General features: G+C 61.2%; 13 protein-coding genes. 10 read left to right on the top strand and 3 right to left on the bottom strand.

Annotated features, from left to right (window positions below; genetic code table 11):
• Positions 1–10: 10 nt before the first annotated feature.
• From WKW80_RS24540 to WKW80_RS24550, 3 genes are read left to right on the top strand one after another with little or no spacing between them, the layout of a single operon-like run.
• On the top strand, positions 11–1,195 hold the full coding sequence (locus WKW80_RS24540; protein WP_340366183.1) for an NADH:flavin oxidoreductase/NADH oxidase: 1,185 nt from the start codon (positions 11–13) through the stop codon (positions 1,193–1,195).
• A 17-nt stretch (positions 1,196–1,212) separates the two neighbouring features.
• Complete coding sequence (locus WKW80_RS24545) at positions 1,213–1,896, top strand: EthD domain-containing protein (RefSeq protein WP_340366184.1); 684 nt, start codon at positions 1,213–1,215, stop codon at positions 1,894–1,896.
• A 28-nt stretch (positions 1,897–1,924) separates the two neighbouring features.
• A complete protein-coding gene (locus WKW80_RS24550; RefSeq protein WP_340366185.1) occupies positions 1,925–2,587 on the top strand; it encodes an EthD domain-containing protein in 663 nt (220 codons plus the stop codon).
• 217 nt (positions 2,588–2,804) lie between these two features.
• Here the strand turns inward: WKW80_RS24550 and WKW80_RS24555 are convergent, their stop codons facing one another.
• The gene (locus tag WKW80_RS24555) at positions 2,805–3,770 is read right to left on the bottom strand and encodes a LysR family transcriptional regulator (protein WP_340366199.1); all 966 of its coding nucleotides are present in this window, start codon (positions 3,768–3,770) and stop codon (positions 2,805–2,807) included.
• Positions 3,771–3,866: 96 nt separating this feature from the next.
• Between WKW80_RS24555 and WKW80_RS24560 the strand changes: the two genes are divergently transcribed.
• Complete coding sequence (locus tag WKW80_RS24560) at positions 3,867–4,481, top strand: NAD(P)-dependent oxidoreductase (RefSeq protein ID WP_340366186.1); 615 nt, start codon at positions 3,867–3,869, stop codon at positions 4,479–4,481.
• 387 nt (positions 4,482–4,868) lie between these two features.
• On the opposite strand, the gene WKW80_RS24565 is transcribed toward WKW80_RS24560, so the two are convergent.
• Positions 4,869–5,570 carry a GntR family transcriptional regulator gene (locus WKW80_RS24565; protein WP_340366187.1) on the bottom strand — a complete coding sequence of 234 codons (702 nt, stop codon included), beginning with the start codon at positions 5,568–5,570 and terminating at the stop codon, positions 4,869–4,871.
• Positions 5,571–5,875: 305 nt separating this feature from the next.
• Between WKW80_RS24565 and WKW80_RS24570 the strand changes: the two genes are divergently transcribed.
• From WKW80_RS24570 to WKW80_RS24580, 3 genes are read left to right on the top strand one after another with little or no spacing between them, the layout of a single operon-like run.
• The gene (locus WKW80_RS24570; protein WP_340366188.1) at positions 5,876–6,973 is read left to right on the top strand and encodes a BMP family ABC transporter substrate-binding protein; all 1,098 of its coding nucleotides are present in this window, start codon (positions 5,876–5,878) and stop codon (positions 6,971–6,973) included.
• 20 nt (positions 6,974–6,993) lie between these two features.
• Positions 6,994–7,629, top strand: a complete 636-nt coding sequence (locus tag WKW80_RS24575) for a flavin reductase family protein (protein ID WP_340366189.1) — start codon at positions 6,994–6,996, stop codon at positions 7,627–7,629.
• 18 nt (positions 7,630–7,647) lie between these two features.
• Positions 7,648–8,109, top strand: a complete 462-nt coding sequence (locus WKW80_RS24580) for a nucleoside deaminase (protein WP_340366190.1) — start codon at positions 7,648–7,650, stop codon at positions 8,107–8,109.
• Between the two features lie 397 nt (positions 8,110–8,506).
• Here the strand turns inward: WKW80_RS24580 and WKW80_RS24585 are convergent, their stop codons facing one another.
• Positions 8,507–9,193 (bottom strand): hypothetical protein, encoded by a 687-nt coding sequence (locus tag WKW80_RS24585; RefSeq protein ID WP_340366191.1) that lies wholly within the window; start codon positions 9,191–9,193, stop codon positions 8,507–8,509.
• Positions 9,194–9,505: 312 nt separating this feature from the next.
• On the opposite strand from WKW80_RS24585, the gene WKW80_RS24590 reads away from it, so the two are divergent.
• From WKW80_RS24590 to WKW80_RS24600, 3 genes are all read left to right on the top strand, one after another.
• On the top strand, positions 9,506–10,417 hold the full coding sequence (locus WKW80_RS24590) for an HNH endonuclease (RefSeq protein WP_340366192.1): 912 nt from the start codon (positions 9,506–9,508) through the stop codon (positions 10,415–10,417).
• Positions 10,418–10,594: 177 nt separating this feature from the next.
• Positions 10,595–11,781, top strand: a protein-coding gene (locus tag WKW80_RS24595; RefSeq protein WP_340366193.1) for an IS3 family transposase whose coding sequence is annotated in 2 segments (ribosomal slippage) — positions 10,595–10,850 and positions 10,850–11,781 — 1,188 coding nt in all. Because the reading frame shifts where the segments join, the coding sequence is not laid out codon by codon here.
• A gap of 369 nt (positions 11,782–12,150) precedes the next feature.
• The gene (locus WKW80_RS24600; protein ID WP_340366194.1) at positions 12,151–13,323 is read left to right on the top strand and encodes a hypothetical protein; all 1,173 of its coding nucleotides are present in this window, start codon (positions 12,151–12,153) and stop codon (positions 13,321–13,323) included.
• Positions 13,324–13,877 lie beyond the last annotated feature (554 nt).

The following is a 13,877-nucleotide window of genomic DNA, read 5'->3' on the forward strand; positions in this document are numbered from 1 at the left end:
GGCTTTTCTCATGACCACCAGTGAACCACTTCTCTTCCAGCCCATTCAGCTTCGCGAGCTGGTGCTGAACAATCGAATCGTCATCTCGCCCATGTGCCAGCACGCGGCCGAAAACGGGCGCGCGACGCCATGGCACATGGTTCACCTTGGGAAGTTCGCTCTCGGCGGTGCCGGGCTGATCCTCACCGAGAGTACGGCTGTCGATCCTCGAGGCCGCATCGGCACGGCCGATCTGGGTCTATGGGAAGACAGCCAGATCGAACCGTTGAAGGCGGTGGTCGATTTCGTCCATTCCAACGGGGGTGCCATCGGAGTGCAGTTGGCCCATGCCGGTCGCAAGTCGGGAAGCCAGCCACTGTGGGAAGGGGGCGCGGCGCTGTCCGAACAGCGCCTGGCATCGGATCCGCAGCCCTGGCAACGCCTCGGGCCGAGTGCGTTGCCTGCAGGCCCCGGATGGTCGGCGCCACTTGCGTTGGACGCCGCTGGCATCGCAGACGTGGTGCAGTCTTTCGTCGATGCGACCTTGCGCGCCGATCAGGCCGGCTTCGACGTGGTGGAACTTCATTTCGGCCATGGCTATCTGGTGGCAAGCTTCTTGTCACCGAACTCGAACCACCGTGACGACGAGTGGGGAGGCAACGTCGAAGGGCGCATGCGTCTGGCCCTCGAAATCGCGCGCAAGGTTCGCGCAGCGTGGCCCGCAGGCAAGCCTCTTTTCTGCCGGCTTTCGGCGGTGGACGGCAGCGTGGACGGCTGGAGCCTTGAGGATTCAATCGTCCTGTCGCGCGAACTCGCGCGCTGCGGCGTTGACGTTATCGACTGCTCTTCTGGTGGCCTTACCGAAGAAACGCGCGCCCTCCCGGTGCCACGGGGACTCGGGTTCCAGGTGCCGTTTTCAGAACGCATCCGTCGAGAGGCGCAGATCAGGACGCAGGCCGTGGGAATGATCGTCGACGCGCGTCAGGCTGAAGCGGTGCTTGTCGACGGAAAGGCCGATCTGATCGCGTTGGGTCGCGAAGCGCTTTTCGATCCCTACTGGCCGCATCACGCCGCACTCACCCTGGGAGTCGACCCCGCATACAAGCGCTGGCCAGTGCGGCACGGCGTCTGGCTGGCCAAACGCGCCCCAGGCCTCGCACGCGCCCGCGCGCAGGCGGCAACCGAACTCATTGAACTGACAGTCAACCAGGAGTAATCGACATGAACGTAAGAATGGGCCTGATCCGCAAGAAGCCGGAGTGGTCGGCTGAAGCATTCAGCGAATACTGGCGCGGCCATCATGGTGCGCTCGCCAAGCGAGCCCCCGGTTTGCGTGGCTACTGGCAGAACCCGGTGACGGAGCGCTTGCAAAGGGGTATTGATTTCCCGCGAGGACCGTGGGACCTGGACGGCTTCTCGCAGCTGTGGTTCGACGACGTTGGCAGGGCAGACCACGCGTTCAACGACAGTGCGCTCGCGGCAGACCTCATCGCGGACGAGAGCCACTTCCTTGGTGGTCTGCACATCGTGACCGCCGAGCAACGTGTGGTGATCGACTTGCCCGAGCGGCAATCCCGCGCGCGCCTGCTGAAGCGCATGTCGATCCTGAAGCGACGTCCTGATCTCGGCGAGGAGGACTTCCGCCGCGAATGGAAGGTTCACGGTGATCTGGTGCGCAAGATGCCAGGCGTAAGCGCCTACAGGCAGAACGTGGTGATTGCCCGCGAGTTGGTGAAAGGGCAGCCCTGTGGCTACGACGACTTCGCAATCGACGGCATCGTCGAACTCTGGTTCGAGGACGCCGCGACACTTGAGGCGGCTTTCGGCTCGGAAGCCGGGAAGGAGTCGATGGACCACGCAAAGACCTTCCTTGCGGAGATCACTGCCTTTGTCGTGGCCGAGCGCCAGATTCTCTAGTTGCGAAAGGCCGCGAATGATGAAACGAATGACCCTTCTTGCAAGGAAGGAGGGGACAGCTACATGCGACTTCCGGGCGTATTGGGCGGGACCCCATGCGCAGCTGGCCCTCGGCATGGAGGGCATCGCAAAGTACACCCACAACCGCGCGGACAAGGTGCTGTGGGCCAGCGACGGAGAGCCTGCCTTCAACGTCGATGGCGTCGTCGAACTCGTCTTTGCTGACGCGGAAGCGATGCGCCTGGCTCAAGCGTCGGCCATCGGCCAGAAGTACATACCCGCCGACGAGCCGAACTTCCTCAAGGGGTGGACGCTGTGCGTGGTGGAGACCGATGGAGATGAGCCTGCCGAGCAGTCGGTGAAAGTACTCGTCCCATTCCATGCGCAGCGCGAATCGCGGGATACGCTTTGGCGTGAACTTCGCAGAGTCGCGAGCAACGCCGGCCACGAGATCGAATTGAACTGGACGGTTTCCACGGCTCGTCGTGAGCGACTATGGACGGAGCCGTCTCCCCCCACCGGTATCATTTGCGTCTGGTTCGACAGCGTTGCAGCGGCCCATGAGGCTTTCGAACCGTCGTCTGCGCTGCGTCGCGTCATCGAGACGCACACAAGTGACGGCGTCGCTTATCTCATCGACCAACTTCATATCAGTTTGCTACCACGCTATCGCGTGACCCATGACGCATGAAACCAGCACGAGCATGGCGAGGTCAGTTCGTGGGCACCCGCGGAACCGGCTTTGCCGGGCCGCTGGGTGCGCCCCCTCGAGGGGGAGGCGCCGCAGGCGCTTCGGGGGTGTTTCATCTACACCGCGGAACCGGCTTTGCCGGGCCGCTGGGTGCGCCCCCTCGAGGGGGAGGCGCCGCAGGCGCTTCGGGGGTGTTTCATCTACACCGCGTCGTGATCTACATCGAACCGTTTGCGGCATGAGGGTTGATCGACTTCCTCCTTCTCCTTGCCTCACCTTTCAGGCCTGGCGCCCAGCGTGCCGGGTCCTTGAACCAGGTTGCCAGAAAGTCGATCATCGTTCGCAAAGCCGGGCTCATCTGGCTACGCGACGCAAAGATTCCGTGCACGCCGAGCGCCAGCGGTTCATGGCCAGGGAGCAAGGTGATCAATTTGCCATCAGCCACCAGACGTGCCACGGCATACACGGGCTGCATCGAAACGCCTGCACCCGCAAGTGCCGCCGCGAGCAGCACCTGGGGTTCATTCGCGCTCAGGTTCCCACTGACCGGCACCGTGATGCGCTCGCCGGCCCGGTGGAACTCCCATAGGCTCTTGCCGAAATAGGAGTACGTCAGGCAGTTGTGCGATGCAAGATCCTCGGCCCTCTGGGGCAGGCCATGTTCGACGACCCACGAGGGAGCTGCACAAATGACGGATGCGCACTGCGCCAACGGGCGGGCAATCAGGTTGGGATCGACCTCGTTGGTGATGCGTATCGCCAGATCGATGCGCTCCTGCACCAGATTGACCGCGCGAGCGCCGATCTGGAGATCCACGAGTACCTGCGGATATATCCGCAGGTACTGCGCCATTGCGGCAGCGAGTACCTCCTGTGCCAGCGATTGGGAACATGCAATGCGCAACAGGCCACGCGGTGCAACTGCGCCCTCGGGCGACACGATCGCCATGTCAGCCGCGACGTCCAGCATGCGCTGGCAACGCGCCATCGTTTCTTCGCCCGCGGGCGTCAGTGAGATGCGTCGGGTTGTCCGGTGCAGCAGCCTCGCACCGGCCCAGCTTTCCATCTCGGCGAGATAGCGCGTGACCATCGGCCGCGACATTTCGAGTGCTTCCGCTGTGGCCGTCAGGCTGCCGCGCGCGGCGATGCCCATGAACACCTTCGCAGCGGTCAGGCGATCCATCATTTGCTCGAATGAAGAAATAAAGAAGCTCATTTTCAGCGCTTTTTCGTTCACATGGAGAAACATACGATGGAGCCTCTTCACTTGGAGTCGATTATGAAAATTGCATTGATTGGTGCCACTGGCAGCGTGGGTTCAAGAATCTTGTCGGAGGCATTGACGCGGGGGCACATGCTGACCGGACTGGCCCGGCAGCCCGAGAAGCTGCAAGCGCGCAATGGCTTGAGAGCCAAGGATGCAGATCTCGCCCGTCCGTTGGAAGTCGCGAAGACCCTCGAGGGGCATGACGTGGTGGTCAGTGCGGTACGTTTCCGAGACTTCCACGTCGGTGATTTGCTCGAAGCCGTGCGTGCCTCGGGCGTGCCTCGCCTCGTCGTCGTCGGGGGCGCCGGATCGCTCAGGGTGGCGTCGGGTCAATTGCTGGTCGACACCCCGGCTTTCCCGGAAGTGGCGAAGCTCGAAGCTCAAGCCGGCGCCACGGTGCTCGAAGCATTGCAGCGTGCGGACGAGTCCCTTGACTGGACGTTTATCTCGCCCTCGGCCTTGTTCACGCCGGGGGAGCGCACAGGCAGTTACCGCCTTGGCAAGGACGATCTGCTCATCGGCCAGGATGGAAAGAGCCGCATTTCGCAAGAGGATTACGCGCTCGCGCTGGTGGATGAGCTTGAAGCTGGCGCGCATCCACGTCAGAGATTCACGGTGGGCTATTGAGCATGAGTCATCCGGTCAAAACGCCGGAGCCTCGGGTGATCGTCATGTCCGAGTCCGACGAGTTCGGCGTGGAGCTGATTCAAGAGCGTTCAGTCGAAGGGGCCGAGGTGGGCCCCCAACGCAAATTCACGGTATGCGGACGCGGCCGTTCAACGCGCCTTCGTTGGCTGTCGCATGTGATCTGCTATCGGAGGTCAAGTTCGGAGGTACACCGGTCGTGCACCGGCAAAGGCGCCGAGGTCAGTTTTCAGCAGCCACGGCTGCTTGGCTCGAAAACTTGAATTGCAGCAACCAGTCTCAGGTGCCTGTTCGCGTCCGCTCTTGTGGCGCCAGCCTTCACGGTCAACGGCTCGACGCCTCCCGTGACGTATCAGCATCGCGAGATGCCTAGCTGCCTGATCCTGCGGCGCCCGCGTAGGGCGCGAGGATCACGGCCAGCTCTTCTTCATCGTTGGCGAGAGCCGGCAGCAGCGCCCGCTCTTCGATGCCGTTCAGATGCGCCTGCATCAAGGCGACGGCCTTGTTCGAATCGCCTCCGCGCAGCGCCTTGATGAGGTCGCGATGCTCGCTGATGGCGCATTCCGACGAATGCGGCCGCCCATGCACGGCGAGGATCAGTGAACAGCGCGTGGCGACCTCGTCGAGATAGCGCTGCAGGATCGGATTGGCCGCCATTTCGGCAAGCTTGATATGGAATTCCCCGGCGAGGCGGATCGACGCCGTCGCCTGACGTTCCGCCGCCGCGGCGCGCTCCTCCCTGACATGCGCTTCCAATGCCGTTCCCATCGACGGCTTCCATTTCGCGATGACGAGGCGCACGACTTCAGCCTCCAGGCAGCGGCGGACCTCGAACACCGCGCGTGCCTCCTCCAGGCTGGGGCGCGCGACAGCGGCTGTTCGCTTGTTGCCGATGTCGATCAGGCCGTCGGCGGCGAGCCGGGCCAGCGCGGCGCGCACCAGCGTGCGGCTGATGCCGAATTGCTCGGCAAGCTTGTCTTCCGGCAGTTTCGTGCCTGGCTTCAGGGCGTGCTCGACGATCGCGCGTCGCAGTGCGAGGTATGCGCCATCGGCTTTCGTGGAGAGGCTCAAGTGGGGTGCTGAAGAAGTACGTGAAGACGCTTGACTGTATACCAGATCAGCTTGCGTTCCGTACGTGCTGCCGCACAGGCGCGGTGCTGGACCTCATCGCGATGGTGCCGTTTCGCCCCGTCCTGGGGCAGTCGAACCCACCGCGACAAAAAAAAACGGGCGATTTCGCCTCCTGCCGCTGGCACGCAGATTGCATACGTCTTGCGCAAGATCACGTATACATGATTAAATAATCAAGGATACATGATCGCTTCCAGGAGCTTCTGTTTTGCTCCGTCCATCGTCCTGTCTTCCGGAGAGTCATCATGAAACGTCGTCAATTCCTCCAGCACGCCAGCGTCGGACTTGCCGTTCCCGCGCTCGGCCTCGGCGCCACGGCCGCGAGCATGGCCAACGCGGCCAATCCGCCGCTCAAGGTCGGCTTCATCTATCCGGGTCCCCTCGCCGATGTCGGCTGGACCTATCAGCACGACCTCGGCCGCAAGATGGTCGAGGCGGAGTTCGGCGACAAGGTCAAGACCGTGTTCGTCGAGAAGGTACCCGAAGGCCCTGATGCCGAGCGTGTGCTGCGTCAGCTGGTCGACGACGGTTGCACGATGATCTTCACCACTTCGTTCGGATTCATGGAACCCACGATCCGCGTGGCGGCCGATTTCCCCGAAGTGGCATTCGAGCATTGCTCGGGATACAAGACAGCCCCCAACGTGGGCATCTATCAGACCCGGTTCTACGAAGGCGCTTATCTCATGGGCATGCTGGCCGGCAAGCGCACCAAGTCCAACACGCTTGGCTATGTCGCGCCATTCCCGATCCCGGAAGTGATCCGCAACCTGAACGCGTTCGTGCTGGGCGCTCGCGCCGTCAATCCGAACGCAAGCGCCAAGGTGGTCTGGATCAACTCGTGGTACGACCCGGCCAATGAGCGCGATGCGGCGCTGACGTTGATGAACCAGGGTGCCGACGTGATGTACCAGAACACCGACTCGCCCGCGATCGTGCAACTTGCGCAGTCCAAGGGGCTGTGGGCCATCGGACAGGATTCGGACATGTCGCGCTTCGGCCCCACCGCGCACTTGAGCGCCAACGTGCTGAACTGGGGTGTCTACTACGTGCACAAGGTGCGCCAGAAGCTGGCCGGGCAGTGGAAGTCCGAGGACACCAAGTGGGGCATGAAGGAGGGCATCGTGCAGCTGGCGGCCCTCGGTCCCTCGGTGAGCAAGGAGGCCGCGGCGGCGTTCGATGAACGCAAGGCCTCGATCCTGGCCGGCAAGCTCCATCCTTTCGCCGGCCCGATCGTCGACCAGGGCGGCAAGCCCCGCGTTGCCGCGGGCCAGGTCGTGCCCGAGTCGGAACTGTGGACGATGAAATGGTACGTCGACGGGATCTCCGGCAAGCAACCTTGAATCTCCAGGAGCATCCGCACATGCACATCGATTTTGGCGCGATCACTGCCTACCAACGCTACAAGCTGATGGCCAGCCTGATCGTGCCGCGGCCGATCGCGCTGGTGACCACGCTCGGCGCAGCCGGGGTCGTCAACGCGGCACCGTTCTCCATGTTCAACATGGTGGGCGAGGACCCGCCGCTGGTGATGATCAGCGTCAACCGGCAGAACTCGCAGGGGCGACTGAAGGATACGGCCGCCAACATCCTGCGAAGCGGCGAGTTCGTGGTGCACCTGCCCGATGAATCCATTGCGCAACAGATGCACGCCTGCGGCGAGATGCTCGGGCCGGATGAGAGCGAGGTGAAACACACCGGTCTGACCTTGCGGCCCTCGCGCACGGTGGCCGTCCCGACGATTGCGGAGGCGCCGGTGGCCTTCGAGTGCGTGCTGCACGAGCAGTTGGTCAACGAGAGCCGCTATGTCTTCTTCGGCAGAGTCATTGCACTGCGCGCGCGAGAAGGACTGGTCGACACCGAACTCTGGCGCGTACGGCTGCAGGACTACTTTCCGGTGGCACGCTTCGGCGCCAGTTTCTACCTGCGCTCGCGCGACCGCTTCGCCATGGAAGATGCCAAGGGGACCGGGCGCCATACGTCGATCGACGAAATCTGACCTGAATGGAAGCACACGATGAAAAATCCTGACGACGACAGCCTCCACATGCGTGCCGCCATCGCGGCCTCCCGCGAGGCGCGGGAACGCGGCGACATGCCCTTCGGCGCCGTGCTGGTGAAGGATGGCCGCGCCTTGCTGACGGCGCTGAACAACCAGAACTCGGCACGCGATTGCACCGGGCACGCGGAGACCGTGCTGGTTCGCGAGGCCCAGCGCGCGTTGGGCGAAGCAGCACTGCGCGGGGCCACCGTCTATGCCAGCGGCGAGCCGTGCGCGATGTGTGCAGGCGCGATGTTCTGGGCCGGTATCAGCCGTGTCGTTTACGCGGCCTCCTCGCCCGCCATGGATGCGATCCTCGGCGGTGCGACCTTGGGTGCGCGTTGCGCGAGCGTGCTGGCGAATGCCTCTCCCGCAGTGAGCGTGGAAGGTCCATTTCTGGAGGAAGAAGCGGTTCAGGTGCTCAAGACTGCGCCCTGACGCGGCGATGGAGGCATTTGAAATGCGCTGGCGATAAACCCGTTGCCAAGGACGGACGTGGCCAAGTTCACTCGCGGCAGTTGAATGCGATCCTCGAATGGATGCGAGCGCGAATCGCCGCGCCGCTGGCGCTGGACGATCTCGCGGCTGACGCGGCTGACTCGAAACTGAACCCTGGGTTCAGCCCTGGGGCGAGTTCAGTCACCGAACGTCCAGTGGACGAAACAGGCGGACAGGCGGGGACCGCTCGTCGCATCAAGAGGCTCGAAGGTCTTGGTCACCTCTCGTCAAGGCCAACACCGCCTTTGCAGCGAAAGCGGCCCTCCAGACAGGCAAGCACGGACGACCGCAGGCTGGCGTTCTGCGGACGCTCATGGGGCCCTATTCCGGTCGTCAGCTACAAGGTTGTGCGCGACTCCACTGTCGAAGTCGGCCATCGAATGTGCACCTCAAGTTGCTTCTTGCCTTCGTTGCTCACGCGTAAGTACGGTGGGTGGAAAACAGCACGTGCAGACGTGCAGTCATACGGGTCAAGGTAGCTTTTCCCATCCGGCCGCCGCAGATAGTCTTCAATGGGAAAAGGGCCACCGAACGAAAAAAGGAACGGAATCCCGTGAAGAGCGACCATCGCTCCAACGACACGGCTGGTTCCACTAGGGTCAATCGCGACGAGTTCGCGAAATAGGACTTCCTTGACACGATCCGTGTGTCGGGCTACCCCTACCATCGAGTACATGCCGATCGGAGGTTCCATCGGAATAGTTCCAAACAGAGCTGCAACAACGCTCGGATTCGAAGGGAACCGCCGCCCCAACGGGGTGTGCCCGGCGGCAAGATAACCCATACTGACCTTCATCAGCCATCGTTCGAACAGCGGCCCGTCGAGTTCGACCGCTACCGAGCCAGACCTAGTCTCATGGAAACTGCCAAGCGCTTCGCTTAGCTTCTTTGCTACCGAGTCCAGCAAGCTCAGGCCTGAGTTGTGCTCGGTACAGAGGATCTTGGATGCTGCACTTGAAATCCCCACAACCGTGCAATCGGGAATGCCCGTATAACCGTCCAGCCCGATGCCACCTTCGCCCATTACGGATCTGGTGAAAACGTGCTCTCGTGAAAGACTTGCCGAACAGCCACCCAGGTGGTGGGCGTAGCACCTTGGCGTCGATGCAGACGGGGCTTCGAAAAACATGCCCCAAGTCTATGTCCGGCGCGTGCATGCTTGCTCTGAGGGTGAGCGGTCATCCGGCCGAACCGGGCCACCCAGCCCAAGAGAGGATCACATCGTCGCCGCAGCGCCGGGCTTCAGCGTGTGGAACCCTCCGCCTTAGGCTCTACGGCCCCACCTACGCGCTCGTGAAGCTATGCTCGCGGATACATCATAAAACATGGAGCAATCGTGGCTGACCTGCGGCAATACACCGGCAAGGAACCTCCCGTGTGGGTGAGTGACTTTTTCCAGGATATAGAGGCTCTTGGCTTCCACATCACTACGAGCAATCGGGGACGGGCGGCCAGCAATCCCGCTAAGAAGACTCTGTGCATCGAGTGGAGGGGGGTGTACGTGGCCTACACCCACCACAACCTCTGGAGGCATGGCCGCTTTTACGGTTACCGCTTCAACATAGGGCAACGGCGAGCAACCAACGCATGCCCGCCCGGGTTCGACCTATCGGCGTTTTGTCTTGAACATGGATGCGCTCCTTCATCGTTTGCTGTTTACACGGAGGAAAGCGGGTCCTACCTACAAGTTCACGACGAAGCTACTGCAGTGCACTTATTGTTGGAGATTGCGGACTTCTTGGGAGCTGGTCTTCTTGCGAGTTCCGACCGAGACGCCGCAGCAACGGTGCAGGAGGATCTCGACAAACTTGACGGCAGAACAGACATCCCTGACACCATTCGGAAGTCCTTGATCGATGCGCGGTTGGGGCAGGGCAAATTCCGTATAGACCTCATGAAATCGTTCAGCGGCGCCTGCGCAGTATCAGGTCTGATGCTGAGCCCTACCCTTCGTGCGTCGCACATTGTGCCGTGGAGATCTTCCACTGACGAGGAACGGCTGGACCCAAACAATGGCCTCTTACTTTCCGCCAATCTGGACGCACTCTTCGACCGTCATCTGATCACGTTCGACATCGAGGGGCGAATCGCGTTGTCCAGGCTACTTACCGAGGCCGACTTAGCGAACTTGGGGCCTCTGGGGAGCATGCGGCAGCCGCCCAATCCTGAGCGTGCGTCATATCTTGAGCGGCACAACGTCGCATTCAAGCAGAAGGAGCGCGAGCGCATCGACTCCAAGCTCACGTAGGTCGATAGTCGAAAACTCGACTCGAATCGGAGGCCTGCCTGAACCGGACCGTAGCGAAAGCGGTCCTCCAAGCAGGCAAGCACGGACAACGGCAAGCCGGCGCTCTAGGGACATTGACCTTGCCCCCGAAAAACGTATCCCTTGCTGAGTGTTTCAATGCAAGCAAGGAGAACGGTAATGACGAAGACGACGAGAGCGCGCTACACGCTGGAGTTCAAGAAGGAGGCCGTGCGGCTGGTCGAAGGTGGCCAGAGCATCGCGGCGGCGGCGCGTACGTTGGGCGTGGTGGAGCAGACCCTGTTCAACTGGGTCAAGGCACAGCGCCAAGGCAAGCTCACCGGGGCTGACAGCAAGGCGGTGAGTGCCGAGCAGATGGAGATCAGTCGGCTGCGCGCCGAGTTGGCGCGCGTGAAGATGGAGCGCGACATCCTGGAAAAAGCGACGGCGTACTTCGCGAGAGCGCAGCGGTGAAGTACGCCTTTGTCCAACGCCACCGACGTGTGTGGCCGATCTCGGTGCAATGCCGGGTGCTGCAAATCAGTATGACGGGATACCACGAGCACTTCGTGCGCAAAGCCAGCGGCGCGCAGCGCCGCCATCTGAGCGACGATGCCTTGCTGGTTCACATCAAGGCCATCCATGCCGAGACCCGTGGCGGCTACGGCTGGCCGCGCATCTGGAAGGAACTGCTGGCGCGCGGCATCCGCGTGGGCAAGGACCGTGTGCAAAAGCTGATGCAACGCCACGGCATTCGCGCCCGAGGCAAGCGTCGTTTCAAGGTCACCACCGACAGTCGCCACGATCTGCCGATCTCGCCCAATGTGCTGAACCGCGAATTCACCGTGAGCGAGCCCGACAAGGTCTGGGTGGGCGACATCACCTACATTGCGACGGACGAGGGCTGGCTGTTTCTGTCGGTGGTGATCGACCTGTTCAGCCGCCAGGTGGTGGGCTGGTCGCTGCGCGAGGACATGACGCGCGACATCGTGATCGATGCGCTGCGAATGGCGTGGTTCAAGCGCCATCCGGGAAAACAAGCCGGATTGACCTTCCACAGCGACAGAGGCAGTCAATACGCAAGTCACGACTTCAGGGACGTGCTCGCGGAATACGGCATCACCAGTTCGATGAGTCGCAAAGGCAACTGCTGGGACAACGCCTGCAGCGAGACGCTGTTCGGGTCGTTGAAGGTGGAGCGGTTGCACGGACAACGCTTCAAGACCAGGCGCGAGGCGAAGGACGAGGCCATCGATTGGCTGCTCTGGTACAACCGCACTCGACTGCACTCAACGCTGGCCTACGTCAGCCCGATGCAGTTCGAGCAGGAATGGCTTGCCAATCAACCACGGCAAGCCAACTCATGAACTCGGCTATGGGGTACGGATTCCAGGGGCAAGGTCACATTCACAGTGCCCTCCTTCGTTTGCAGCACCAGATGTTGATTAACCACGCCTCAGACAGTAGAGAGCCTGCACCCACCCCGGTGGGAGCGACGCCTCAAGGGCCGGACTGGATGTGGTTTTCACGAGCGAGCAAAGCAGGCCGAATGATGAGAACCTGACGCCGACGCCGGTTATCCTTCTGGCTCGCCGGAGATCGAATCGGCAGAAATCTAGCGGGACGTCTAGCCACGTCCCATGTCTGAATCATCAGCCACAATATCCATGCGCCCGTGGGAACGCCGTCTTCGCGATCTTGGCCAGCTGCTGCAGAACTGCGCCGAGACATACTTCGTGCCTGACCTCTTCCGACAAAACACAAATCAGTTTCTCCAAACGTCTCGTACGGTTACCTTCATAATTCAAAAGAACAAAGCCGCCATCTCCGGCTTCGATGTTTGGTATAGGTCGAACGTGTTGACACCTTGGGCTTCCGATCCGGTGATGACGTGGGCGAAGGATTCTCGAAATGTGATCGAGAAAGAGGGCGACCTCGACATGCACAGTTCGCTTCGTGCGACTGTGCTGTTCTCCTATTTGGACGCCGAAGACATGGTAGTAGAGACCGCGCGAGCGGAGTTGCTCAAAGCCGATCTCGCAAGGTTACTCCGCTTCGCCCGCTCCAAGCTGACTCCGGCACTTGCAGATGCCGCAGTTCTCAAGATCGAGCGCAGATGGATTGCAAACTCGCTGCCGAAATGGGAACTGCTTCATGCCCTAACCTACACATACGCCCGCCTGCACGAGGCCTGTTCCGCGTTGGCATTGCATATCGGAGATGAATTGGACACGACGGTGCGCCATCCGACCGACTTCGATCCTGTCGCGCACGACGCTGGTCGTGCCCGATTCTTAAGGTTCGAAAAGGAGGGTATAGGCCGTAGCAAGGGAATTCGAGTTGAACGCGATCGCAACTATCAACCGCCTCCCGAAATCGTAAGACTAAAAGCGGAACTGGATTCAACCCCCAAGCCAGCATCCCTCGCCGACTTGGTTGCTAAGCATGCGAGGATGGCGAAGGTAACGTTTGAACTCCACGGAAACCACGTTCCTATGCTTGCCCTCTACGACAAGGAGTGGAATCAGATCGACATGATGTCCACCGCGTTCACGGACCAGGCTGAGAAATATCTCTTCTGGAGAAACGTCGCGGCGCGGGCGGCGTACCTCAAGGCATACGCAATGGTGTGGACTTGCGAATCATGGCTTCGCGATCTCAAGGCCCACAACGACGAGAGGCCCATTCGGAAGTTGCCAATTATTGGTGAACAGCTCAACGTCGTGGGCGCAGACGCTACTGAAGCTTCGCAAATTGTCGCTTGGAACATCGTTCGGGAGCAGGATGAGGCTTCGCCAACGCTGGAGCTCGTTCAACCAGACGACGAGAAGAACCACCCCGGTAAGATGTTTTTTATCATGCCTGTGGTAGAGGCTATGAAGTCGGTTCACTCATCCGGCGCCAAGTAGCCCTGACGGCTCTCAATCATGACCGCAGTTTCCTGTCACTTGACCGACGTGTGACTACCTCCCCGCTCCGGCTCGATTGATTGCGCGGCAGAAAGTCGGTTCGGCGCGGGTAGGTGTCGCCGCATCCGTGCACTGTTGCAAGGCTTCAAAGTTCGGGCGCTTCCCGCCTCTTCTGCCCGTCGGCATCGGCCGCCGCGCGGCAGGACCGCCTGCCAGTTGCGGATTTCGAGTAGATGCCCCGAGCCGACATTCGATGAGCGCTCAACTACAAGCGCTTTGCAGGAGCGCTTGCAGTCGTTCATGCCGACGACGCGATGACGCGATCTGCTGGTGGTCGCCTCAATCTCCGAAGCCTACGGTTCACAGCGTCTCCATTCATCAATTGGTTGACCGGAGTTGCCCAGATGCCACGCGTGAACTATTTATTCAGCACGCGCATCTTTAGTAACCGGCCAGTGATCCCATCTTGAGGCCAGAGGCCAAGGCGCTGACCATGATGTCCATCTAAGTTTTGATGGACGTCTATGCATGTCAACAGGAAGCCGCGCCGTCGG

It is taken from the genome of Variovorax humicola, from assembly GCF_037889915.1.
GTDB classification, from domain to species: Bacteria; Pseudomonadota; Gammaproteobacteria; order Burkholderiales; family Burkholderiaceae_C; genus Variovorax; species Variovorax humicola.